A 24,479-nucleotide genomic window follows, 5' to 3' on the forward strand; every position below is an offset into this window, starting at 1 on the left:
AAAAACGACCGCTTACTATCCAATATAGCAAGCGGTCGTTGTTCTCAAAAGTTTTGTTATGCTGTCTAATGTTCACACTCGCAGTTCGCTTGATGCTTAAACATCATAAGTTCCCATGACACTCGCTGTCGCTAAAATATGGCCTTGCATTGCAAAATGTAGATCGTTAAAGCGGAAACCGGAAGTTAAATTGAGTTTGGTATCTAACGCATAAACAATAAGTTCGTAGCGGTGTTTGCAATTCGGTGGTGCCATACCGCCATAATTTGAGGCTTCTTCAATAGAGAAATTACCTAATTTGCTTGCCCATGAATTTGCCCCTTGGACAAAATCGGTGGCGGTTAAACTTTCATTTTCTGTGATATTTGTCCGTGTTAAATCGGCAATAAGCCAATGAATCCAGACAAAACCGCTGGCAGTGATCGCATCTTTATCCTCTAAAACGACTGCAAAAGATTGTGTACCGTCCGGTATCTCGCTGATTTCAAATGGAATTGAGTAACTTGGCATCCCATTTGGGCTAAATTGCGTACCTCGTTTACCGTATTTATCTTCAAATACACCGTTTTTAATGGCAGAACTCATTACTTTCATTGTCGATTCCTTATAGTGAATTGATAAATTTTGACCTATACTATACGCCCTTTTTTATTTGTTAGGAAATACGATGTTATATGCTTCATTAGCCATTGTGATTGGCTTAATTTTACTCGTTTGGAGTGCGGATAAATTTGTTGAAGGTGCGCTTCTTCTGCGCGTCATTTTGGTATGTCACCTTTATTAATCGGGATTGTGATTGTCGGCTTCGGTACCTCCGCACCGGAAATGTTGGTGTCGGCTTCTTCCGCTCTTAAGGGAGCTTCGGGGATTGCATTAGGTAATGCCTACGGATCGAATATTACCAATATTGCGTTAATTTTAGGGGTAACGGCACTTATTAAGCCGATTATTGTCGCTTCCGAAGTAATTAAGAAAGAACTTCCGATTTTAATTTTAATTACGTTAGTATCGGCATATATGTTGTTTGATGCACAAGTTACCCAACTGGAAGCGGTCATTTTATTGGCGATTTTTACAATTTATATGGGCTGGACCATCTGGGTAGCGGTACGCAGTAAAGATGATACGCTTGCTCAAACGGAATCCTTAAATGAGGAAAGATTGCCGATTGGTAAAGCACTTTTCTGGGTGGTTATCGGCTTATTATTCTTAATGGCAAGCTCTCAATTATTGGTTTGGGGTGCGGTTGAAGTCGCTAAATATTTCGGTGTGAGTGATTTAGTGATTGGTTTGACGATTGTGGCGGTAGGGACATCTTTACCGGAACTGGCTTCATCCGTTATTGCCGCTCGTAAAGGCGAATCAGATTTAGCGTTAGGTAATATTGTCGGTTCAAATTTATTTAATACCTTAGCGGTAGTTGGGATTGCCGGTACGATTGAACCGATGCAAGTGGAAGCAGAAGTATTTTCACGAGATATGCTTGTGATGTTGGCTCTGACCGTATTGCTATTATTATTTGCCTTTAGTTTCCGTAAACAGCCGGGTAGAGTTAACCGTGTGGAAGGTGCGATTTTATTTGCTTGTTATGTCGCTTATACCTTATATCTTTTAAATACTGCAGTATAAAATCATTTTAAAAATGGCAATATTCTTAGTTTTGTGGAATATTGCCATTTACTTTTATTTATCTGCATTCAGCGGTACGATTTGTAGCGTTTTACCTAGCGGAACCAGTAATTTTAATAGTGTTGCCAAAGAAGGATTGGACGAGCCTTTTTCTACTCGGGCAATCATTGATTGCTTTACGCCGCTTAAACTTTCTAACTTGCGTTGAGAAATACCGAGTGCTTGACGGGTTTCTATAATTTCAAGAATAAGTTTTATGCGGAAATTTTGTTCTTCAATGTCTAAAGGATTCAACACTTGTTGTTCAAATGAATGCCAACTAGAACCAATAGGGCTCATCTTTTATCCTCGCTTGTAAGTCTGCTAATCTGCTTTTTGCTCGTTCGATTTCCCGTTTAGGGATACGATAATGGGATTTTGCTAAATAGTGCAATAAGACAAATTGCCCTCTGATAATACTAGTAAGTAATAAACAATCACTCATTGGACGAATCTGCCAAATGCGGTCTTCCAAATGTTTTATATAATTTTCGCCGGCTCGTGTACCGTGTAAATGTAAGATGCTTAAATGATGACTGATTTTTTGCAATTTTTCACGGTTATCGTTGTGCGATTGTTTTAGCAGTCCCAATAGTGACTCTTTGACAGGCTCTCGCCCCCGTTTATCTCGATAAAAGACTATTTCATACATCGTTTTTTTCTCCTTTTGAATGAAAACGCGTAAATTTATTATGGCTTTATCAGGCGAGTTTCTCAATATTTTCGGTAAGTTTTTGTCAGTTTTTATTTTTTATAAATTAAAGTCTATTTTTAGTAAGGAATCAGACTTTTGCCCGACTTTATTGGTTTGTATTACAATAATGTACTTTTTATTAATTTAATTTTATATGTTAAAACGTCTTTTTTTCTTATTTATTGGTATTGCTGTCACAGCTTCCTCTTATGCTGGGTTGTTCGGTAATGAACAACCGAAATATTTAACTGGTGCAGAGGCTTTTGCTTTTTCGGCGATACCGAAATCCGATAAACAAATTGAATTGAATTGGCAAGTTGCGGATGGCTATTATCTGTATAAAAAAGAAATACAGGTCACGCCACAAAATGCTGAAATCCAGCCGTTGATGTTTCCTGTCGCAGAAAATTATCACGATGAATTTTTTGGTGATGTCGAAATTTTCCGTGATCAGCTTACGCGCCGGTAACATTCTCTGCAAAGACAAGCGAACGGCAGTCTTTCGGTTCGTTATCAAGGCTGTACCAAAGGTTTTTGCTATCCGCCTGAAACAGTCACCATTGCATTAGGCGAACAACAAGCGGTCGATTCCGCACAAAATTTTGCAAAAAATAGTGAAAATTCAACCGCTTCTCAGCCGTTAGCGAATGCACCGAAAGCAGAACAGGATCAGCTTGCCGAGAACTTGGCGAATAATCGCTTATCGATTTTTTGGTTCTTTGTGCTGGGCATCGGTTTAGCCTTTACCCCATGCGTATTACCGATGTTGCCGTTACTGTCTGCGATTGTAATTGGTAATAAGCAACGCCCTAATACGTTCAAAGCGTTATTACTCAGCTTTGCTTATGTACAAGGTATGGCGCTTACTTATACGCTATTAGGTTTAGTGGTAGCGACAATCGGCTTACCGTTCCAAGTGGCGTTGCAAAGCCCGCCAGTGCTGATTTCACTTGCGATTTTATTCACCATTTTAGCCGCTTCGATGTTCGGCTTATTTGAAATCCGTTTGCCGAATTCATGGCAACAAAAACTGAATGCGATGAGTCAGAAACAGCAAGGCGGTGCATTTGGTAGCGTTTTTGTAATGGGGATGATTGCCGGCTTGGTAGCTTCACCTTGTACTTCCGCGCCGTTATCCGGTGCGTTACTGTATGTCGCACAAAGTGGGGACTTGCTCACCGGCGGATTAGCGCTCTATTTATTAGCCTTAGGAATGGGGATTCCGTTAATTCTGATTACCTTATTCGGCAACCGTATTTTACCGAAATCGGGCGATTGGTTATTAAAAGTAAAAACCGCATTCGGTTTTGTGATGTTAGCATTACCGGTCTTTTTACTTAGCCGTATTTTACCGAGCCATTACGAGTCGTTTATGTGGTCGGCACTGGCGATGGTATTTGTCGGTTGGTTGATTAGCGTGATTCCTACACAAGGCTTAATCAAACAAGCGGTCAGAATTGCATTGTTTTTTACATTTGCGCTTGCTTCTTACCCTTGGGCGAACTTAGTCTGCAATCAAGGTAACGCTCATTCGGCGCAAGTAAGCAATCACTTAGCGTTTGAACGCGTGCAATCACTTGCAGAATTACAAGCAAAATTGACCGCTTCACAAGGCAAAAAAGTGATGTTGGATCTATATGCCGATTGGTGTGTGGCGTGTAAGGAGTTTGATAAATACACCTTTACCGATCAAGCCGTACAGCAAAAATTGGCGGAAATGGTGGTGTCGCAAGTGGATATGACCAATAACTCGGCACAAAACGATGAGTTAATGAAACACTTTAATGTATTAGGGTTACCGACCATTTTATTCTTTGATGAGAACGGTAATGAGCTGACGCAATCAAGAGTTACCGGCTTCTTAGAAGCAAATCAATTTTTAAGTTGGCTAAATCAGTTATAATCTTATGGCACAAGTTGATCGCTTGTGCCATTTTTTCTTAATCACAGATAAGTTTGCTATGAACCAAGACAATCATAAAATTGAAGACATTATTCGTATTTTCGATGAATGTTTCGCCGAAGAATACAATACTCGCTTAGAAAAGGGCGAAGACTACCCGATTTACTTACCCGCATTTTTAGATGAAGACGGCGTGAAATCTGAGCGTCCATATAACGTGATTTTATTTGCACACGGCTATTACAGCAGTGCATTACATGAGATTGCCCATTGGCTTGTGGCAGGAACCGAACGCCGTAAATTAGAAGATTTCGGCTATTGGTACGAACCGGACGGACGCTCGGCGGAACGTCAGCGTGAATTTGAATCGGTGGAAGTGAAACCGCAAGCGATTGAATGGGTGTTAGCAACCGCCGCGGGCTTTCGCTATTTTGCCAGTGCGGATAATCTTTCCGGCAATCCGGGCGATAATTCTGCGTTTAAACAAGCGGTTTTTGATCAAGTAAAAATTTATGCGGAACGAGGTTATTTACCGAAACGTGCCGAAACGCTACGTAAAGCGTTAGCCAAATTCTACGGCACAGAAGATAAAATTGATTTAGCAAATTTTGATTTGGCGAGAATCTAACAAACAAGCGGTTAAATTTTTAGGAAATTTAACCGCTTGTATTTTAGTTATCGGAGAGATGTTCTAAACCGTATTGATAAAGCGCATTCTTTTTATAGCCGAAAGTCTCCGCCACAATTGCCAGCTTTTTTCAGCGGTAATTCTTGGCAAAGTAAACCGAGTAATTTAACCGCTTGGGTGGAAAATTCTTCATCTGCCTGTTCCGGTTTTCCTTCCACGACTAACACAATCTCACCTTTAATGCGGTTGCTATCTTCATTTAACCACGCAATTAAATTGGTTAATGTATCGCCATGAATGGTTTCCCACGTTTTGGTAATTTCACGAGCCATCACCACATAACGATCCTTGCCTAGCATTTTTTGCATATCTTCAAGCGTATCTAAAATACGGTGCGTTGATTCATAAAAAATCAATGTACGTGGTTCATCAGCCACTTCCGCTAATTTATCGCAACGTGATTTTGTCTTAGCCGGTAAGAACCCTTCAAAACAAAAGCGGTCTGAAGCAATACCGGATGCGCAAAGTGCGGTAATCGCCGCACAAGCGCCGGGTAACGGCACGACTTTAACCCCGGCTTGGCGGCAATGGCGCACCAAGTGAAAGCCTGGGTCACTAATTAATGGCGTGCCGGCATCGGAAATCAGGGCAATATTCAGCCCTTGTTGTAATTTTTCGACTAATACGGCGACTTTTTGTTGTTCATTGTGATCATGTAAGGCAAAAAACGGTTTTTTGATGCCGTAATGGCTAAGTAATAAACCGCTATGACGAGTATCTTCCGCGACGATTAAATCGACTTGGGCAAAAGTATCCAATGCTCGTTGAGTTATATCTCCAAGATTACCAATTGGCGTTGCGACAATATACAAAGTACCGTTTTGTTCGTTTTTCATTTGCTTTTCACTCGTTTGATAAGTAAGATTTCAACATTATTATGCCCATTATAGTCTATTAGGAGCAATACAATGGCGACTATTTTAAAACAGAAACTAAAAACTGTCTTTGTCCCAACGGCAATGGCACTTTTTCTTTCTGCTTGTACCGGTACAAGTTTTTTTGAAAACCCATTAACTAAAACAGTAAAAGACGAAGCCTATGCTACTTCGGAGTTTTATATTAATAAAGCGGATAAAGCGACAGATAAAGAAGATCAGGTCACTTACCGTTTATTAGCCGTCCGTAAATTAATTGATGAGAATAAAGCGGCGGAAGCACAAAATACTTTTGATGAACTATCGCCGGCATTGGCTGAAATTCAGAAAAATGAGATTCAGAAAGTCGAGTATAACTTAGTGGCAAGACAGCTTGTCGCCTTACAAGGCAATGAAGCTCAAGCGGTTTCTTTATTAAAACTTGTCCCAATGGCACAACTGAGCCGTTCGCAAACACTACGTTTTTATCAAACTCAAGCACGTATCGCTGAAAATCGTAAAGATGTATTGGAAGCGGTGAAAGCTCGTTCGTTAATGACGGCAAAATTAGCTGATAATAAATTACGTCAAGAGAATAATGATCAAATTTGGTCTTTATTACGTAATGCAAATAAAGGTTCGCTTTCTGTGGCAAATCCGGGACCGGGCGAAATTGAATTTGCCGGTTGGTTAGCATTAATTGCGGCATATAACCAAAATGTCACCACTCCGGCACAAATGCCACAAGCAATTAATAACTGGAAACAGCTTTATCCAAATCATAGTGCAGTTTCCTTTATGCCGGCAGAGTTACAAAATGTGTCTAATTTCCAACAAACTCAGTTAAACGGCGTAGCATTATTATTACCGTTAAGCGGTGAAGCAAAAATTTTAGGCGATATTATCAAAAAAGGTTTTGATGATGCGAAGGGCGATGATGCAACAGCAATTCAAACTTATGATACAGATGCCGGTTCGGTTGAAAGCATTCTGACGCAAGCAAAACAGCAAGGGGCCCAAACGATTATCGGACCGCTACTTAAATCACGTGTCGATGAGATGTTAGTCAGTCCGGAAATTAAAGGGGTAAATGTCTTAGCATTAAATTCAACGCCGAATGTAAAAGCGATTCCGGGTGTATGTTATTACGGTTTATCGCCAGAAGCAGAGGCAAGAGCTGGGGCGGACCGTTTATATCGTGACGGTTATTCCCGTGCAATTGTTGCCGCATCACAAGATGATTTTGGTCAACGTTCGGCAGATGCGTTTGCACAACGTTGGCGACAATTAACAAATGGCGATGCGGATGTACGTTACTATAATTTACCGCAAGATGCGGTGGTCGCTATTCAAAACTCCGGTAGTGTTCAGGGAGCCGCATTATATGCGTTAGGTACGGCAGAGCAGTTACTTGAATTAAAACAGGGTATTGATGGTTCACCGCTTGCCGGACAATTAAATATGTATACGTCTTCTCGCAGTAATTCACCGAATAACGGCATTGAATTTAGAACCGCCATGGAAGGGGTAAAATTTAGTGAAATTCCATTATTAGCGGATCCTAGCTCGGATGAATATAAGAAAGCGGAAACATTGGCGGAAAGCGATTTCTCAATGATGCGTTTATATGCAATGGGTTCTGATGCTTGGGCGTTGGCAAATAAATTTAACGAGTTTCGTCAAATTCCGGGTTACAGCGTTTCAGGTTTGACGGGGAATTTAACCGCAAGCCCGAACTGTAATATTGAGCGTGGCATGTCTTGGTTGCAATATCGCAATGGTGCTGTGGAAAACGCTAACTAAACGAGCTCAAGGTGCTAGCTTTGAACAAAAAGCCCGTGAGCTGTTAGAGCAAAGACGGGCTGAAATTTGTTGCCGCAAATCAGCAATTTAAATGCGGAGAGTTGGACTTGATTATGCAACAGGGTGATACTTTAGTATTTGTTGAGGTTCGTCAGCGTAAAAGTAATCGTTTCGGCTCGGCATTGGAAAGTATTGATTACCGTAAACAGCAAAAATGGCTTGATGCGGCTAATATGTGGTTGTTCCAACAGCGTAAACAGAGCTTAGACACGGCAAATTGTCGCTTCGATGTTGTTGTATTTGAAGGAAATGATCCGCCAGTTTGGATCCAAAATTTTTTAGGGTAACGTAGAATGCTTGAAAAAATACAAGATCGGTTTACGGAAAGTATTCAGATCCAAATTGCTGCATGACGGAATTATTGCCAAAATCGTTAAGTGAAGCGACAACACGTATCGTTGCTTGTTTGCTGAGAGGTAATAAGATAATTGTTTGCGGTCATGGGCGTTCCTATACTAATGCACAGCTATTAGTTAGCCATTTGTTGCATAAATATGATTTGAACCGACCAAGTTTTGTTGCCTTATTATTACAATTTGATGGGGTATTGGCAGGTGTAATCGCACAAGATAATGATCTTGCTAATCTTTATCGTAAGCAATTACAAGCAGTTGCAAAACACGGTGATCTATTTATCAACTTTTCGCCGACAGGTAATGAAGAAGCGGTTTTAAATGCGATTCATTTAGCCAAAAACGAAGGGTTGGAGATTATTAGTTTTACCAGTAGCCGTAATGATCATACACAAGGTTTGCTCGATGAGCATGATGTTGAGATCTCGATGCCTTCTAATAGCGAGTTACGCGTTATTGAAGGACATCAATTTTGTGTCAATGTACTGTGTGAATTAGTTGATCATTTACTTTTTTCTTAATTTTCTAGTATAGAGAGGATATTGTTATGTTCACTTTAAAACGTATCGGTTTAATGAGTTTATGTGCGTTAAGCCTTTTATCTTTGCAGGGCTGTATTGCAACGGCAGTAGTGACTTCAGCGACAGTAGCGACAAAAGTAGCGACTGATCCTCGTAGTGCGGGAACCCAGGTTGATGATGAGGTTCTCGAAGAACGTGTTGCTTATAATCTCAATAAAGATGCTCAACTTAAAGAAGAAACACGCATTAATGTTGTTGCCTATAACGGTAAGGTATTACTGGTTGGGCAGGCTCCGAATGATTCTGCAGTAGAAACCGCTAAGAATTTAGCGGCGGGAGCAGAAGGGGTTACTGAAGTCTATAATGAAATCCGTACCGGTGAAAAAATTGGGGTGGGACAAATCTCTGTCGATAGCTGGATTACTACCGCAATTAAATCAAAATTGTTAGTTAATTCAGAGGTAAAATCTACCGAAGTTAAAGTCATTACCGAAAATGGCGAAGTATTCTTAGTCGGAAAACTTTCTCCATCACAAGCGGATGCGGCGACGGAAGTTGCTCGTAATGTAAGTGGCGTAAATAGAGTAATTAAAGTGATTAATTACGCTCAATAAGTATAGTATATAAAGCAAGAAACCGTCTTTAAAGACGGTTTCTTATTAATGACGCTCGACTTATTTTTTAATTAAGAAAGTCACCGCTTCAACATAACGTTTGATAAATTCGTTAGTTGATTGAGAATCCGAGAATCCTTCCAAATTAATTTGGTATTGTTCATTTACGAAAAACGCCGGCACACCACGAATTTTAAAATCTTCTGCTAATTGCACTTGTTTGTTGACCAAACCGTTTACCGCAAAGCTGTTAATACCATTATCAAAATCTGCCGCACTTACGCCGTTTGCCGTAAATACCGATTTGATATCATCCATTGATTTGAACGCATCTTTTTGTGTTTGCTTCAAATAATGCGGTTTTCACTTTATCTTCCATGCCTAATGCCATTGCTAATGCCCATGCACGAGTTAAATTCTCAGACTGACGGCCTAAGAAATTAACGTGATATTGTACTAATTTAGCATCTTGTGGAAGTGCTTGTTTAATTTGACTTGGAATCTTGTAAGTTAATTCAAAATCATAGCAATGTGGGCAGTAGAATGAGAAAAACTCCACCACTTCTTTTTGTGCTGACGGAGCTTGGCGAACTTGAGTATATTCTTTACCTTCAACCGGATCCGCCGCAAAAGCGGTTGAATTTACTGTGAAAAATGCAGAAAGAGCGACTAAAACTGATTTTAATGCCAATTTTTTCATTATTGTTCCTTAAATAAAAAATAAATGCGTCTGTTAGACCCAATTAATCGTTTAAAATTCCACGGGCACGTAATAATGCCGTTTTGAAATCTTCTTCATAATCTTTTTTAATACCGGGAATCGGCTCGTGTTTATCTGCATTACGCATTTTTAATTGGTAAATTAACACTTCATCACGTAATGCCGCATAGTTATCAGGCTCACCGACTTCAACTGAAAGTTGTTGTAAAATATCCATCAGATGTAAATCCGGGTTTTTACGCCAATGTTCGCCCAATAACTCAAGTAATTCCTCTAAACGTTTGCATTTCATTCTTTGCTTCCTTAAAAATCCTTGTTGAAAAGTGTCCGGAATCATATACTTTTAACCACACTTTTGCAAAAAACTTGGACATAAAATGCAACAAATCGATCAAATTACTGCAGTTATCTTATCCGGTGGACTTGCTCGCCGTATGAATGGGGCGGAAAAAGGCTTACAGCTATTACAGGGTAAACCTCTGATTTCACATATTGTAGAGCGTCTTACGCCGCAAGTCGCACAAATTTATTTAAATATCAATCGTGCACAAGCGGAATATCAAACATATTTTCCAAATTTGCCTTTTTATTGCGATAGTCTTAGCGACTTCCAGGGGCCTTTGAGCGGAATGTTGTCCGGTTTTGAAAAGATTGAAAGTGAATATCTGCTATTCGTTCCGTGCGATACGCCGTTCTTGCCAACGAATTTAGTGAAAAGACTCTCGGTTACATTAGCGATTAATCAAGCTCAAATCGCTTATGTGCATGACGGTGAGCGAGTACATCCTACCATTGCCTTGATTCATCGTTCGGTGGCTGAATCACTTCGTCTTTATCTGGCAAGCGGTGAGCGTCGTTTATTCCATTTTTTCCAAACACAAAAAAGTGTTGTCGTAGATTTTTCGGAACAAAAACCGGCTTTTCAAAATATGAATACTTTTGAAGATCTGGCGCATTATCAGGCCATACCAACGACAACACCTAAATTATTGGGTATTACCGGCTATAGCGGCACCGGTAAAACCACCTTGTTGGAAAAATTAATTCCCAAATTGACCGCTTGTAACATTAGAGTCGGGCTGATTAAACATTCGCATCACAATGTCGAGGTGGATAAACCGGGTAAAGATAGTCATCGCTTGCGTGTAGCCGGTGCGAATCCAACAATGATTGTCTGTGAGGAACGATGGGCATTAATGACGGAAACATCGACACAAGCGGTCGATTTTCAGCAATTAATTGCAAAATTTGATCCTGAAACTGTAGATTTGATTTTGGTGGAAGGTTTTAAACACGAACCGATTGCAAAAATTCAGTCGCACCGCCAAGCAATTGAAAAACCGTTGCCTGAACTTGATGAATGGACGATTGCAACCGCGACCGATTACCCACTCACACGAGAGAATCGCTTAGATATTAATAATATTGAGCAGATTGCGGATTTCATTCAGCAATGGCTTAAAAGCTAAAAGAAAGCGGTAAGATTTACTGAAAATCTTACCGCTTGTTGCTTATTTAAGACCGAGCTTTTTCTCGAGGTAGTGGATATTCGTACCACCTTTACGGAAGTTCTCATCTTCCATAATCAAATTGTGTAATGGAATATTGGTTTTAATCCCTTCTACAATCGTTTCTGATAAGGCATTTTGCATACGACGGATTGCAATATCACGATCTTCTGCAAACGTAATCAATTTACCGATCATTGAATCGTAATGTGGCGGTACGGTATAACCGGTGTAAATGTGAGAATCCCAACGTACACCTAAACCGCCCGGCACATGTAAACGTGTGATTTTACCCGGAGAAGGTAAGAAGGTGTTCGGATCTTCCGCATTGATACGACATTCCATCGCATGACCTTTCACTTTAATGTCTTCTTGTTTGATTGAAATCGGAAGACCTGCCGCTACACGTAATTGCTCTTTTACTAAGTCTACGCCGGTGATCATTTCTGTTACCGGATGCTCTACTTGTAAACGAGTATTCATTTCGATGAAATAAAATTCGCCGTTTTCGAATAAGAATTCGAATGTACCGGCACCACGATAGCCGATTTCACGACACGCATTCGCACAACGCTCACCGATGAATTTACGTAATTCAGGCGTAATACCCGGAGCCGGTGCTTCTTCCACCACTTTTTGGTGACGGCGTTGCATTGAACAGTCACGTTCCGCTAAATAAACCGCATTACCGTGTGTATCCGCTAATACTTGGATTTCAATATGGCGTGGATTTTCTAAGTATTTTTCCATGTACACCATATCGTTATTAAATGTCGCTTTCGCTTCCGCTTTGGTCATTGCGATAGATTCTTCGAGATCTTTCTCGTTATATACCACTCGCATACCGCGACCGCCGCCACCAGACGCCTTAATAATCACCGGATAACCGATACGTTTGGCAATTTCTTTGTTTTTAATCGGATCGTTGCCTACTGGGCCGTCAGAACCCGGTACACAAGGAACGCCCGCTTTTTTCATTGCATTGATTGCCGATACTTTATCACCCATTAAACGAATCACGTCAGCAGTAGGGCCGATAAAGGTAAAGCCTGAGTTTTCTACTTGTTCGGCAAAATCCGCATTTTCAGATAAGAAACCGTAGCCAGGGTGGATTGCGTCTGCGTTAGTCACTTCTGCGGCAATGATCATTGGAATATTTAAGTAACTTTTTACTGAAGGTGCAGGACCGATACAAATTGTTTCGTCCGCTAAAAGCACGTGTTTTAATTCACGGTCAGCCGTTGAATGAACCGCAACAGTTTTGATACCAAGCTCTTTACATGCACGTAAAATACGTAATGCGATTTCACCACGGTTTGCAATGACAACTTTTTCTAACATTGGAGTTTTCCCCTTTTACCAAGGAAGAGAACGGAACACTCGGAAGAAGCTGTAAGCGGTCAATTTTACTGATTTTTTTGCAAAATTTGAGAGAAAATAGACCGCTTGTCAGCTTGCAGAATTCCGTGTATTCCGTTATTTCCGTGGTGAATAAATTATTCGATGATGATAAGTTTTTGGTCGAATTCAACCGCTTCGCCGTCGTTTACTAAAATCGCTTTAACCACACCGGCTTTGTCTGATTCAATACGGTTCATCATTTTCATTGCTTCAACGATACATAACGCATCGCCAACGTTTACGGTTTGACCCACTTCGATAAATGCTTTTGCATCTGGGCTTGGGCTACGGTAGAAGGTACCTACCATCGGTGAAAGCACTGCGTGACCGCTTACTTCTGCTGATGCAGTCGGTGCTGCAGTCGCAGGTGCCGCTTGTGCAACAGGAGCCGCTGCCGGCGCTTGAGGTGCTCGCAACATATTGCACTGCCGCTGATGCGACCGGTTGAGCACGGCTAATACGTACTGTACCTTCTTCTTCAGACACTTCTAACTCAGTGATGCCTGATTCTTCAACTAATTCGATAAGTTTTTTGATTTTGCGAATATCCATAGTGAGATTCCGTTTTTATAGTCAATTAAAAAGAGAAACTCTGCACAGTATTGTGCAGAGTAAATATCTTGTGTAGATTACCTGAAATTCGCCAATTTTGCGAATAAAATCTCGTAAAATTGGCGAAATTCACGCAATTTTATAACTCATCGTAGCAGTTACAAAGAGTTATGCTTTCCCATTTTCTTCATAGCCTTTGAGTAGGTAATTAATTTGCCAATCCAGAAGATGTTGATAAGCCTTAATTCTACTATGTTTCTCATTTGTTAAGGTTTGTTCACTGCTCATTAAATTGTTGTTCTGAGCCCATTGATACTTGAGTAATTCAGGTGTTGTAAGGTCAACAATACCTGAATCATCAGCCCATACAGCAGGATGGAAAGCAAAGTAATTCGGTGATACCGGCGCTAATAAATTTTCGCCTCCACATGTCCAATACTTCACATCAGATAAGCTGAAATGATAAAGCGTTGGAAAAATATCTTTATGAGATCCTAATTTATTCGGCGAATAATCAATACTAAATTGGCTTTTAATTTGTTCAGGAAGACTTAAAATGAACGGCACAGAATGTGCCATAAAAAGTTCCTTGGGGAAACATTGTTTCATACCTCGAATATGATGATCACCTGTCGCGACAATAATTGTATTGTTTGCTTTGTTACTAGATTTTATGTGGTTAATGAAGTTGCCCAATGCATTACAAGCATACTGAAAACTTTCTAGTATATTACGACGTTCGGTTTCATTATCTCCCATTCTCCCTTCAAGTACATTCGGATCCACTGTTTTAGCTTCATATGTTTTAGGCGCTTGATATGGAGGATGGTTTGTAATCGTTAAAATATTAATAAACATTGGTTCATTAGCATTAGCTAATAATTCTTCTGCTAATTTAAATGCAAATTCGTCCGCTATTCCCCAATATGACAATGTCTTTTTGGACTCTGGGTATCTGTCCATTAAGTCATTTTGATCATAGATTTCATCAACACCTTGAATAGGTAAATAATTAGCTAAATTTCTCCACATCAAATTACCGGCAGAAATAAATACTGTTTTATATCCTTTTTCTTTATAGACCAAAAATGGGTTGGTCTTAATTACAGTATTTTGAACAATGGATTGCGTTATTTCCTGTACCGGGCTATGAAAATAAATTGATGCCAAGCTACTCATAGTTCCATTAGAAGAGGAAAGAAATCTTTTAAATACAAATTCACTTTCCATATAAGGACGTAAAGATCCTAATAAATCATTGTTTATCGGATCATCAGTAATTAAGCCATTTCCCCCAAAACTTTCCATAATGGCTAGAATAACGTTAGGTTTTTTCTTTTCTAAGTACTCGTTCTTTGGCGTATGAGCATATAATGTGTCTTTATTTAAAGCTAAAGCATCCTTAATTAGTTGTTCACCTTCTTTTGGATTTACTGCGGCAAAAGTGACATTGCTTTTTCTATCTTGGAAAGCCCACCGAATAGCTAAAACACCATTCGGAACCATTTTGTTTAAAATGGCTAATGATGACACTTGAGCATGAATTCTACCTAGTGGCTTAGAATGAATGGTTCCACGAATCATTAAAAACATGACTAATATCGTTAGAATAAATAATAATACGTTTAACCAATTAGATAATTCATATTGGAGAATAGCAATACGTTGAATAAAATAATAAGGCATTAGTCCTAAAATAACAGATGTTATAGATATCTTAAATAAAGGGTAGTCATCAAAAATACTTTTTAATACCGCTTTAGTATCCTCTTCAATGAGACCAAAAATAAAAACGTCATAATAAGTTTTATAAGTTTTAAAATAGTAATAATTTCCTATTAAAACTAGAGAAAATAAAAATGAAATAATAATCGCATACCAAAAATAGCCTGTTAAAATCACTGGGTGAGATAGTGTCGTTAGGAGTATGCTCGAAATAATAAAGGGTACAGCTAAAAATAAAGAGATTATTTTTAAATCAAAACGAAGTCCAATATTCCACATTCGATTAATGGATTGAATATTTTCTGCTTTGTTTAATATGTCTTTTTCAATAAATGAGTTAACCATAATTTTTCTAATTATAGAAAATATGGAGGTAAGATAAATAAAAAGTCCTATATGAATAATTAAAATAGATATAAAGGAAAGTTTTGACATTTTTTATAATTAACCTGATTTTTTATTTATAATAATTAGAATAATAAATACCAATTAAAATAAGAGCATCTTTAGCCATTCATTACCTCTTCTAATTGTATTTTGTTTAATTCTGAAATTGCGAAGTCGAGTGCGTAATCATAACCTTTTGCACCTAAACCGCAAATCACGCCTTTTGCTATATCACTTAGATAAGAATGATGGCGAAAAGGTTCACGAGCGTGCACATTTGAAAGATGGACTTCGATAAACGGAATGGATACCGCCAACAACGCATCACGAATTGCTACGCTGGTATGGGTAAAGGCACCGGGATTGATGATAATAAAATCGGTATTTTGAAATGCTTGATGAATACGATTAATCAGCGGCTCTTCTCCGTTTGCTTGAAAATAATCTAATTCGTAGCCTTGTGCCTGAGCTGATTGTTGTAAGTGTTGTTCAATATCTGCGAGGGTTTGTGATCCGTAAATATGAGGTTCACGTTTACCTAACATATTTAAATTCGGACCATTGAGGAGAAGAATTTTTTTCATATCGATTCCTTACAAGCGGTGAAATTTCTTCATTTTTACAAAACTAGCAAGTTAGATAAATTAGCCATGCTTTGCTTCTAAAATTATTGATATCGTAATCCCAAGTGTTGAATGGTCGTTTAATTTCTTGTGTACAACCTCGAGTCTTGATATATGCTTTTGAAAGCTCGACAGCAATGTCTTTATCAACAGGAGTGTTAGATTCTTTTCTAACGTGAATATAATAAGGTTGTTGGAATGGCTCAATATAAGTATCTAAGAGATATTTTTCGCCATCTTTTTCAATCTCAAAATGATTTTCTTCCACTAAGGTTAATTGTTTTAATTTTTGGTTTAACGGAAGATTTGCTGTATCTGTAATAAATGAGCAAGCAGAGATCGCCAGGGTAGCAGATAATATAATAACTTTGTTAAACATATTTTCCTCTTCATAGAAAAAAGCGTAAGCTCTGCTTACGCTTTTTTACTAATTACTCTTCAATAGTACGAAGTAATTCATTGATACCCACTTTACCTAATGTTTTCGCATCAACTTTTTTCACGATAACTGCGCAATATAAGCTGTATTTACCGCATTTTGACGGAAGGCTACCGGATACAACCACAGAACCTGCCGGTACACGACCGTAGTGGATTTCGCCGGTTTCACGGTCATAAATACGAGTCGATTGACCGATAAATACGCCCATTGAAATTACACAACCGTCTTCTACGATTACACCTTCAACCACTTCTGAACGTGCGCCGATAAAGCAATTATCGCCGATAATAGTTGGGTTTGCTTGTAACGGTTCTAATACGCCACCGATACCTACGCCACCAGATAAGTGAACGTTTTTACCAATTTGTGCGCATGATCCTACGGTTGCCCAAGTGTCAACCATTGTGCCTTCGCCTACGTATGCACCGATGTTTACATAAGATGGCATTAATACGCAGTTTTTAGAAATGTATGCACCTTTACGTACGGTTGCAGACGGTACTACACGGAAACCTTCTTGTGCAAAACGTTCTTCAGTATAATCTGCAAATTTTAAGCCTACTTTGTCGTAGTATTTGGTTTCTGCACCATCAATGATTTGGTTGTCATTGATACGGAATGAAAGTAAAACCGCTTTTTTTAACCATTGATGAGTGACCCATTCACCGTCAATTTTTTCTGCTACACGATATTTACCGCTATCTAAACCTTCGATAACTTCTTCGATTGCCGCACGAGTTTCTGCATCAACGGTTTTTGGCGTAATTTCAGCACGACGCTCGAATGCCGCTTCAATAATTGCTTGTAAAGACATTGTTGTGTTCCTTTAATGTAAATAGGGATTGTGATAAAAATCAGTCCTATTTTTTACCACAGATGGTTATTTTTTTCTACTATAAAAAAGAAATCAATCAGATTGGTAGAACTTTTGCAAAGGTTTGATGAAATTTAACCGCTAATATCAATAAATCAGTACAATTTCATTATGTAAGAAAAATAGCGATGTGATCGATTAAATTCACATCGCTATTTAGGTGGATAAGTCTATTTTATAACGGTGATGCTCCACTTAGCATCATCAATTTGTTCATAATCTGTTACTTCATAACCTTCTTCCGCCGCCCAGTTTGGAATGGCTTCGGTAGCTTGAGTACAGTCAAATTCAATCACCAGTTCATCACCTTTATTCAGTTTTGCCATTGCTTCTTTGGCTTCTACAAGCGGAAAAGGACAAACTAAGCCGGCAGTTTCTAATTTTACTTGCATATATTATTCCTTATATGTTGTTTATGCGTTGGTACGCGGTTTAATAATGGTAAAGTAAGCGGCAACCCAAGTGCCTAAAATCATTACAGGTAAAGATACCCAACCTTGCCATGAGAAAAATGAGGTTTCCACTAAGCCGTTACCGATAGAGCAACCGCCGGCAAGTGTTGCACCGATACCCATCAGAATGCCGCCTACAGCACTATAAATCACGGTTTTACTGTCTGGTACTCTGACTCTAAATTCATTAGCACCTTTTGCGGCAATAAAAGAACCTAGCAAAATACCTAATACTAATAATACACCCCAGTTAATAAATTTACTTTCACCAGTCACTAAAAATTGTAAGAGGTTAGCAGAAGGACCAGTAATCCCTAAGCCAAATTCACGTCCGGTCGGTACACTAGAAATCCAAGCGAAGATAGCAATAATACCGATGAGGATTGCCGTTACAAACGGATCCCAACGTTTTTCGAATAAAATATGGGCTAACCCTGTTTTTTTAGGTTTGAGCGTCGCAATTTTAGCTTTCGGTTTACGAAGTTGCTGGAAAACTGAAAATGCCGTGATCCCTACGAGTAAAATAACTAACAACCAAGGTGAAATACCTAAACTTTCATAAATGGTTTTATGCTCCGTATTAATACTGCGTAATTCACTATTAAATGAACCTAGCGGACCGGTTCTTAGCATCGCACTAAATAACATATAGGTTGCGAGTGCGACCCAACTACCAACCAAGCCTTCTCCAGCACGATACCAAGTTCCGGTAGCACAACCGCCGGCAAGAATGATGCCAATGCCAAATAAAAATGCACCGCTTATGACTGCGATAGGGGCAAAATTTTCAGCTGGTTGGAAATTAATAAAACCGGCTTCTTTAAGAATAAAAAAGCCAACAGATTGAACACTGATCGCAATCAATAGTGCAATAAACATCTTTTTGCTTTTTGTGACATAGAGATCTCGAAATGCACCAGTAATACAAAATCGTCCGCGTTGCATAACGAAACCAAGTAGGAAGCCACAAAGTAGACCTGAAATTAACATAAGCTCTCCTAAAAATATAAAGTGCAATTATTATTAGGAAAATTGATGTATAGATTCCAATAACTATTCTATTTTTTTTATTGCTATTTGGAATAACAAACGGATTTCTTGCAAAAAATCGCCAAATGGATTGAATTTTCGCCTAATGAATTTTTTTTTGAAATTTGTATTTGACAACGTTTTAAAAATGCCTAAAATACCGCACATAAATCGCTACGCAATAACGTAGCGTTTTTATTGCGGGAATAGCTCAGTTGGTAGAGCACGACCTTGCCAAGGTCGGGGTCGCGAGTTCGAGCCTCGTTTCCCGCTCCATTTTAAGATGAGCCCGAGTGGCGGAATCGGTAGACGCAAGGGATTTAAAATCCCTCGCCTTTCGGGGCGTGCCAGTTCAAGTCTGGCCTCGGGCACCATTTTAGAATGACAAAATTTAAATTATGCGGGAATAGCTCAGTTGGTAGAGCACGACCTTGCCAAGGTCGGGGTCGCGAGTTCGAGCCTCGTTTCCCGCTCCATTTTAAGATTTAAAACGGTTGTGCCCGAGTGGCGGAATCGGTAGACGCAAGGGATTTAAAATCCCTCGCCTTTCGGGGCGTGCCAGTTCAAGTCTGGCCTCGGGCACCATTTTAAAGCTTAAAATAAAATTAATTATCGAAGCCCGAGTGGCGGAATCGGTAGACGCAAGGGATTTAAAATCCCTCGCCTTTCGGGGCGTGCCAGTTCAAGTCTGGCCTCGGGCACCATTCGATAATAAACTTTCAAAATTATTTAGATTTAAAATAATCTCAATGCGGGAATAGCTCAGTTGGTAGAGCACGACCTTGCCAAGGTCGGGGTCGCGAGTTCGAGCCTCGTTTCCCGCTCCATTTCATCATATCAAAGCAGATAGCACCATAAGGTGCTTTTTTTATATCTAAAATTACCTCTGTTATTCTTACACAATATTTTTCGAATTTTACAGCGTTTGCCTATGACATTATTTATTTCGAGTGGAATGGAATGTTCGGGGTAAACTGTTATCGTATATAAAATCAATGCCGCAACAAATAGAACATTGTTGCGGCATTTTAAATTGAGCAGTTAACTGAAGTATAAACTTTATACTTTTTCGAGATTCGCCATTTTAGCAATCAACCATTTAATACCGTTACCGGCAAAAGCGATTTGTAAGCGAGTTGCTTCGCCACTGCCTTCTACGTTAATAATCGTGCCTTGTCCGAATTTTGCGTGCTGTACTTTTTGCCCCATTTTCCAGTTATTGTCTGCTAAACAAGAAGCGGTCGTTTTTGTTGAATTTTTTGCAAAAGGTGTGCTTTGAGCAAAACTTGCCGCACGGTTGATAGAGCCTCTCAAACGTACTTCTCGAATATGCTGTTCGGGCAATTCGGCAATAAAACGAGAGGCGATATGACGCTCTTCTTTACCATATAAACGTCTGAGTTCGGCATAACTAATCGTTAATTTTTTCTTCGCTCGGGTAATGCCGACATAAGCCAAACGGCGTTCTTCTTGCAGTCTGCCTTCGTCAAAACTCATTCCGCTTGGGAAAATGCCTTCTTCTACGCCGACCATAAATACACGGGGAAATTCTAAGCCTTTTGCTGAATGTAGCGTCATTAATTCGACATAATCTTGATGCGGAGAGGCTTGTGCTTCGCCGGCTTCTAATGAGGCGTGAGTTAAAAATGCGGTGAGATCCGACATTTCTTCCGCTTCGTCAGGCTTGCTGAATTGTTTGGTAGCGGTGACTAACTCTTCTAAGTTCTCAATACGAACTTCGCCTTTTTCTCCTTTTTCTTGCTGATACATTTCGTATAAACCGGATTTTTTAATCACAAAATCGGTTTGTTCAAACAATGGCATTTGCTCGGTTTCTTGCTCGAGTGCATTAATCAATTCGACAAAACGCAGTAAGGCGGAGGCGGCTCTGCCGGACAGTTGTTCTTCTTGCACAGCCACTTGAATCGCCTGCCATAAGGTTATTTGGCGATTCCGGGTAATTTGACGAATCGTATCTAACGTGCGTTCGCCAATTCCTCTTGGCGGTGTATTAATTACACGTTCAAATGCGGCATCATCTTGGCGATTCGCAATTAAACGTAAATAGGCTAACGCATCTTTGATTTCTTGACGCTCGAAGAAGCGCATACCGCCATAAATACGGTAAGGAATATTCGCTTGAATTAATGCTTCCTCAATCACACGAGATTGGCTGTTACTACGATATAACACCGCACATTCGTTTAAGTCGCCTTCGTCTTCTTTCCATTGTTTGATTTGTGACGCAACAAAACGGGCTTCATCCAATTCGTTGAAAGCACAATAAATTTCAACCGGATCACCATCGCCTTGATCGGTCCATAAATTCTTACCTAAACGATCTTCGTTATTGGAAATCAATTCGTTGGCGGTGGCAAGAATATGGCCGGTTGAACGATAATTTTGCTCAAGACGAATGGTTTCCGCTTTTTGGTAGTCATTTAAGAAACGTTGAATATTTTCAACCTGCGCACCACGCCAGCCATAAATCGATTGGTCGTCATCGCCAACAATCATCACGTTACCGGTTTCACCGGCAAGCAGACGGATTAAGTCATATTGAATATTGTTGGTATCTTGGAACTCATCGATCAGGATCTGCTGAAAACGTTGTTGATAGCGTTGCAAAATCGGCGGTTTATCTCTAAATAGCTCATAAGCTCGAATCAATAATTCGGCAAAATCTAACAAGCCAGCACGATCACAGGCATCTTGATAAATTTGGTAGATTTGGACTAATTTCTTTTCATTCGGATCGTTATGATGATCAATATCTTTCGGGCGTTTGCCTTTATCTTTCTGTGAACTGATATACCACGCTACGTGCTTCGGCGGGAAATGCTTTTCATCAATATTGTGTAGTTTTAACAAGCGTTTCAGTAAACGTTGCTGATCTTCGCTGTCCATAATTTGGAAATCTTGCGGTAGATTAGCGTCAAGGTAATGCGAGCGTAACAAGCGGTTAGCAATGCTGTGGAATGTACCGACCCACATACCGAACAGGCGGTGATGACTGCTGGAAGAAAGAGTATGTTCGATACGATGACGCATTTCCGCCACGCTTTATTGGTAAAGGTGACTGCTAGAATATTTGATTCCGGTACGTTTTCTACACCGATTAACCACGCAATACGATGTGTCAGCACCCGTGTTTTACCGGAACCGGCTCCTGCCAAGACTAAATAATTGCCCAACGGTGCGCGACAGCCTCTCGCTGTTTATCATTTAATCCGTCTAATAATAAAGAAAAATCCATTACCGCCTCGTATTTAATTAATGTTTGTTTATACAGTTAATCCTATTATAGATCAAAGCGGTTAAATTTAGCGAAGGTTTTTCAAAGAACCTTTAATTTCTTATGTGAATTAAATAATAAATTGAATAGTCTTAATTCATTAACTTATTAAGTTTAATAAATATGATGTAATGTTACAAAATTGTAACAAATAAACTTTTTTTTGTATAACAATGTAAGATTGTTTGTGGTAGATAATAATTTATTTTAGTCTATAAATAGGACTATTTTAATTCTATTACAGTATTAAATTAGCTTTAGCTGAAATAATGCTTTTTTAAGCATAATTATAAGTGAAGGACACTTTATATGAATAAAATTTTCAAAGTTATTTGGAATCATGCAACACAATCTATGGTGGTGGTATCTGAACTTACTAAATCAAAAGGTAAGTCATCATCTACAACCGATGAACGCAACGAGCCAACGGCAGGAAGCACTTTATTAAATCTTGGTGTGGGTACTGCGGCTACGACACTCGGTCTTTTAGGCAGTGTATTAGTTTCTGATGCACATGCCGCAGTTGGTCTTATCAAGCTTGAGCCAACATTGGGTATTACTAGTAATACAGGTGACAGTACAGCAGTAGCTAATTCATTTGTATCTGGCGTAAATCTAAATACTACTGCGGGTGGTTCAGTTTTAGTTGGTAGAAACTCTACGATGTTTAATGCAACTGAAAGAGGAGATATGAAAGATGCTGTTGCATTAGTCGCAAACAGTACTATTGCCGGTTCCCGTTCCGCTAGCCTTGGTTTTAACCTTACTGTGACCGGTACAGAATCGGTAGCGGTAGGTACGAATGCTACGATTACAGGAGGACAGGCCGTCGGTATCGGTTTTGGTACAAATGCAACTGGTCAACAATCAACGGCTATAGGTAATGACTCTCAAGCAACGGGATATCTTGCTGTTGCGATTGGTGCGGATGATATTGATGGCGCCAAATCGACAGCAACGAAAGATCTTGTTTCTTTAGATGGTCGAAACATGAGTGTTGCACAAGCATATAAAACTCTAACAAAAAGCGATCTTATTCAAACACGTACTGATGGAAGTACCGATTTATATCGTGCAACTACAGCAAGTGGTACTGCGTCGGTTGCTATTGGTGGTTATGCACAATCAAAAGGGGCACTAGCAACTGCAATTGGTACTAATACAACTGCTTCAGGTATAGCGTCTATGGCTGTCGGTGTGGGGGCACAAGCGACTCAAACATCAGCACTTTCAATGGGTACAGGTTCAAAAGCAGAAGCGAAAAATTCCGCCGCAATCGGGACAGCTACACACACAACAATTGAAGATTCTATTGCGTTAGGTTCTAATGCTAAAGTAGAAAGTCTTGCAAATAAAGGTTCTGTTGCGTTAGGTTCTAATGCGACGGCAACAGTCGCGCAACACCTACAAATACAGCAACAGTGAATACATTAACTTATTCGGGCTTTGCGGGAAAAAACCCAACTGCGGTTCTTTCTGTAGGTTCTGACACAGAAAAACGTCAGATTCAAAATGTGGTCACGGGACGAATTGAGGATTCTTCAACAGATGCGATTAATGGTTCGCAATTATATGCCACTCAACATCTTTTAGGTAATGTCACCACATCTATTGATACCATTTTAGGCGGTGATGCAAGCGTTGCAAATACCGGCACAATTACGATGACTAATATCGGTGGTACAACCAAAACTACCATTCATGATGCTATTGCCGCAGTAAAAGAAACTGTTGTAGAAGGTAAAAATACAAAGGTAACAGCTGATATTAAGGCAAATGGTTCTACTACTTATAAAATTGATGCGGTAGATACTTCAGCATCTGTTTCTCCTGGATCAGGAGATGTAACAGTAAAGGCGCAAAATCCGACAGCAGTTGGTAATGCGGATGTTACGGATTATGTCATTGATTTGTCAACGTCAACTAGAACGAATATTACTCACGGTGTAAATGCAAATACGACTGTTACCAATAAAGGATTAACATTCACAGCGGATTCCGGACCAGAAACCTTACGTAAATTAGGTGAGAAATTAGCACTAAATGGTGATGGTGATTTAATCGCAACAACAGTATCTACCGGAAAGGTTGAAATTGCAACAACTCAAGAGTTAAAAGATGCAGTTACTAATGCGACAAATGCCTTACAGAGCTTTACTACAACGGTTGATGGAACCAATGTTGCCCAAACAGTAAATAAAAATCAGACTAAAGCGAACTTTAATACTGGAGATAATATTGAGTTAACTGTCTGCGACTAACGGTATTACGATTGCAACTAAAAAAGATGTAACATTTGGTAATCTGAATGT

General features: G+C 39.5%; 17 protein-coding genes, 6 tRNA genes and 8 pseudogenes. 16 read left to right on the forward strand and 15 right to left on the reverse strand.

Annotated elements, in window-relative coordinates:
- Positions 1 to 96: 96 nt before the first annotated feature.
- Complete coding sequence (locus NYR89_RS10685) at positions 97 to 594, reverse strand: YbhB/YbcL family Raf kinase inhibitor-like protein (RefSeq protein ID WP_279445788.1); 498 nt, start codon at positions 592 to 594, stop codon at positions 97 to 99.
- Positions 595 to 667: 73 nt separating this feature from the next.
- On the opposite strand from NYR89_RS10685, the pseudogene NYR89_RS10690 reads away from it, so the two are divergent.
- Positions 668 to 1,629: pseudogene (locus tag NYR89_RS10690) on the forward strand (calcium/sodium antiporter).
- 54 nt (positions 1,630 to 1,683) lie between these two features.
- Here the strand turns inward: NYR89_RS10690 and NYR89_RS10695 are convergent.
- Positions 1,684 to 1,968 carry a helix-turn-helix domain-containing protein gene (locus tag NYR89_RS10695; RefSeq protein WP_279445789.1) on the reverse strand — a complete coding sequence of 95 codons (285 nt, stop codon included), beginning with the start codon at positions 1,966 to 1,968 and terminating at the stop codon, positions 1,684 to 1,686.
- The gene (locus tag NYR89_RS10700; protein ID WP_279445790.1) at positions 1,949 to 2,320 is read right to left on the reverse strand and encodes a type II toxin-antitoxin system RelE/ParE family toxin; all 372 of its coding nucleotides are present in this window, start codon (positions 2,318 to 2,320) and stop codon (positions 1,949 to 1,951) included. The genes NYR89_RS10695 and NYR89_RS10700 overlap by 20 nt, the downstream gene beginning before the upstream one ends.
- A gap of 196 nt (positions 2,321 to 2,516) precedes the next feature.
- Between NYR89_RS10700 and NYR89_RS10705 the strand changes: the two are divergent.
- Both NYR89_RS10705 and NYR89_RS10710 read left to right on the forward strand, forming a co-directional pair.
- Positions 2,517 to 4,265 (forward strand): annotated as a pseudogene (locus NYR89_RS10705) (protein-disulfide reductase DsbD).
- A 58-nt stretch (positions 4,266 to 4,323) separates the two neighbouring features.
- A complete protein-coding gene (locus NYR89_RS10710; protein WP_279437970.1) occupies positions 4,324 to 4,893 on the forward strand; it encodes an elongation factor P hydroxylase in 570 nt (189 codons plus the stop codon).
- Positions 4,894 to 4,936: 43 nt separating this feature from the next.
- On the opposite strand, the pseudogene rsmI reads toward NYR89_RS10710, so the two are convergent.
- Positions 4,937 to 5,789, reverse strand: a pseudogene (rsmI, locus tag NYR89_RS10715) (16S rRNA (cytidine(1402)-2'-O)-methyltransferase).
- A 72-nt stretch (positions 5,790 to 5,861) separates the two neighbouring features.
- On the opposite strand from rsmI, the gene NYR89_RS10720 reads away from it, so the two are divergent.
- The 4 genes and pseudogenes from NYR89_RS10720 (at position 5,862) to dolP (ending at position 9,158) form a co-directional block, all read left to right on the forward strand.
- The gene (locus tag NYR89_RS10720; protein WP_279445791.1) at positions 5,862 to 7,610 is read left to right on the forward strand and encodes a penicillin-binding protein activator; all 1,749 of its coding nucleotides are present in this window, start codon (positions 5,862 to 5,864) and stop codon (positions 7,608 to 7,610) included.
- A pseudogene (locus NYR89_RS10725) lies at positions 7,585 to 7,957 on the forward strand (YraN family protein). The gene NYR89_RS10720 and the pseudogene NYR89_RS10725 overlap by 26 nt, the downstream one beginning before the upstream one ends.
- Positions 7,958 to 7,963: 6 nt before the next feature.
- Positions 7,964 to 8,544 (forward strand): annotated as a pseudogene (locus tag NYR89_RS10730) (D-sedoheptulose-7-phosphate isomerase).
- A 26-nt stretch (positions 8,545 to 8,570) separates the two neighbouring features.
- A complete protein-coding gene (dolP, locus tag NYR89_RS10735) occupies positions 8,571 to 9,158 on the forward strand; it encodes a division/outer membrane stress-associated lipid-binding lipoprotein (RefSeq protein ID WP_279445792.1) in 588 nt (195 codons plus the stop codon).
- A 60-nt stretch (positions 9,159 to 9,218) separates the two neighbouring features.
- Here dolP and dsbA read toward each other — a convergent pair.
- Together dsbA and NYR89_RS10745 are read right to left on the reverse strand one after the other, a co-directional pair.
- Positions 9,219 to 9,720, reverse strand: a pseudogene (dsbA, locus tag NYR89_RS10740) (thiol:disulfide interchange protein DsbA).
- 181 nt (positions 9,721 to 9,901) lie between these two features.
- Positions 9,902 to 10,171 carry a YihD family protein gene (locus NYR89_RS10745; protein WP_014992260.1) on the reverse strand — a complete coding sequence of 90 codons (270 nt, stop codon included), beginning with the start codon at positions 10,169 to 10,171 and terminating at the stop codon, positions 9,902 to 9,904.
- 85 nt (positions 10,172 to 10,256) lie between these two features.
- Between NYR89_RS10745 and mobA the strand changes: the two genes are divergently transcribed.
- Positions 10,257 to 11,348, forward strand: coding sequence for a molybdenum cofactor guanylyltransferase MobA (gene mobA / locus NYR89_RS10750; protein ID WP_279445793.1), 1,092 nt, complete (start codon positions 10,257 to 10,259; stop codon positions 11,346 to 11,348).
- 42 nt (positions 11,349 to 11,390) lie between these two features.
- Here the strand turns inward: mobA and accC are convergent, their stop codons facing one another.
- The 8 genes and pseudogenes from accC to NYR89_RS10790 form a co-directional block, all read right to left on the reverse strand.
- Positions 11,391 to 12,728, reverse strand: coding sequence for an acetyl-CoA carboxylase biotin carboxylase subunit (gene accC, locus NYR89_RS10755; protein ID WP_279445794.1), 1,338 nt, complete (start codon positions 12,726 to 12,728; stop codon positions 11,391 to 11,393).
- A gap of 155 nt (positions 12,729 to 12,883) precedes the next feature.
- Positions 12,884 to 13,340, reverse strand: a pseudogene (gene accB, locus NYR89_RS10760) (acetyl-CoA carboxylase biotin carboxyl carrier protein).
- A 168-nt stretch (positions 13,341 to 13,508) separates the two neighbouring features.
- Positions 13,509 to 15,500 carry an LTA synthase family protein gene (locus NYR89_RS10765; RefSeq protein ID WP_279445795.1) on the reverse strand — a complete coding sequence of 664 codons (1,992 nt, stop codon included), beginning with the start codon at positions 15,498 to 15,500 and terminating at the stop codon, positions 13,509 to 13,511.
- Between the two features lie 71 nt (positions 15,501 to 15,571).
- Positions 15,572 to 16,036, reverse strand: a complete 465-nt coding sequence (aroQ, locus tag NYR89_RS10770; RefSeq protein WP_039198018.1) for a type II 3-dehydroquinate dehydratase — start codon at positions 16,034 to 16,036, stop codon at positions 15,572 to 15,574.
- A gap of 43 nt (positions 16,037 to 16,079) precedes the next feature.
- Complete coding sequence (locus NYR89_RS10775) at positions 16,080 to 16,454, reverse strand: hypothetical protein (protein WP_279445796.1); 375 nt, start codon at positions 16,452 to 16,454, stop codon at positions 16,080 to 16,082.
- Between the two features lie 52 nt (positions 16,455 to 16,506).
- On the reverse strand, positions 16,507 to 17,331 hold the full coding sequence (gene dapD, locus NYR89_RS10780; protein ID WP_005602738.1) for a 2,3,4,5-tetrahydropyridine-2,6-dicarboxylate N-succinyltransferase: 825 nt from the start codon (positions 17,329 to 17,331) through the stop codon (positions 16,507 to 16,509).
- Positions 17,332 to 17,561: 230 nt separating this feature from the next.
- The gene (locus tag NYR89_RS10785) at positions 17,562 to 17,783 is read right to left on the reverse strand and encodes a sulfurtransferase TusA family protein (RefSeq protein ID WP_279445798.1); all 222 of its coding nucleotides are present in this window, start codon (positions 17,781 to 17,783) and stop codon (positions 17,562 to 17,564) included.
- A 21-nt stretch (positions 17,784 to 17,804) separates the two neighbouring features.
- Positions 17,805 to 18,833 (reverse strand): YeeE/YedE family protein, encoded by a 1,029-nt coding sequence (locus NYR89_RS10790; RefSeq protein WP_279445799.1) that lies wholly within the window; start codon positions 18,831 to 18,833, stop codon positions 17,805 to 17,807.
- Positions 18,834 to 19,072: 239 nt separating this feature from the next.
- Between NYR89_RS10790 and NYR89_RS10795 the strand changes: the two genes are divergently transcribed.
- From NYR89_RS10795 to NYR89_RS10820, 6 genes are all read left to right on the forward strand, one after another.
- Positions 19,073 to 19,148 (forward strand) — tRNA-Gly (locus NYR89_RS10795).
- An 11-nt stretch (positions 19,149 to 19,159) separates the two neighbouring features.
- Positions 19,160 to 19,246: transfer RNA gene (locus tag NYR89_RS10800), tRNA-Leu, on the forward strand.
- Between the two features lie 26 nt (positions 19,247 to 19,272).
- Positions 19,273 to 19,348 (forward strand) — tRNA-Gly (locus NYR89_RS10805).
- Between the two features lie 22 nt (positions 19,349 to 19,370).
- Positions 19,371 to 19,457: transfer RNA gene (locus tag NYR89_RS10810), tRNA-Leu, on the forward strand.
- Between the two features lie 32 nt (positions 19,458 to 19,489).
- Positions 19,490 to 19,576 (forward strand) — tRNA-Leu (locus tag NYR89_RS10815).
- A gap of 47 nt (positions 19,577 to 19,623) precedes the next feature.
- Positions 19,624 to 19,699 (forward strand) — tRNA-Gly (locus NYR89_RS10820).
- Between the two features lie 232 nt (positions 19,700 to 19,931).
- Here the strand turns inward: NYR89_RS10820 and uvrD are convergent.
- A pseudogene (gene uvrD, locus NYR89_RS10825) lies at positions 19,932 to 22,128 on the reverse strand (DNA helicase II).
- 348 nt (positions 22,129 to 22,476) lie between these two features.
- Here uvrD and NYR89_RS10830 point away from each other — a divergent pair.
- Positions 22,477 to 23,592 carry an ESPR-type extended signal peptide-containing protein gene (locus NYR89_RS10830; protein ID WP_279445800.1) on the forward strand — a complete coding sequence of 372 codons (1,116 nt, stop codon included), beginning with the start codon at positions 22,477 to 22,479 and terminating at the stop codon, positions 23,590 to 23,592.
- Positions 23,589 to 24,428, forward strand: a complete 840-nt coding sequence (locus tag NYR89_RS10835) for a hypothetical protein (RefSeq protein ID WP_279445801.1) — start codon at positions 23,589 to 23,591, stop codon at positions 24,426 to 24,428. Before NYR89_RS10830 ends, NYR89_RS10835 begins: the two co-directional genes overlap by 4 nt.
- Positions 24,429 to 24,479 lie beyond the last annotated feature (51 nt).

Origin of the sequence: Actinobacillus arthritidis (assembly GCF_029774155.1) — a bacterium.
Taxonomy (GTDB): domain Bacteria; phylum Pseudomonadota; class Gammaproteobacteria; order Enterobacterales; family Pasteurellaceae; genus Actinobacillus; species Actinobacillus arthritidis.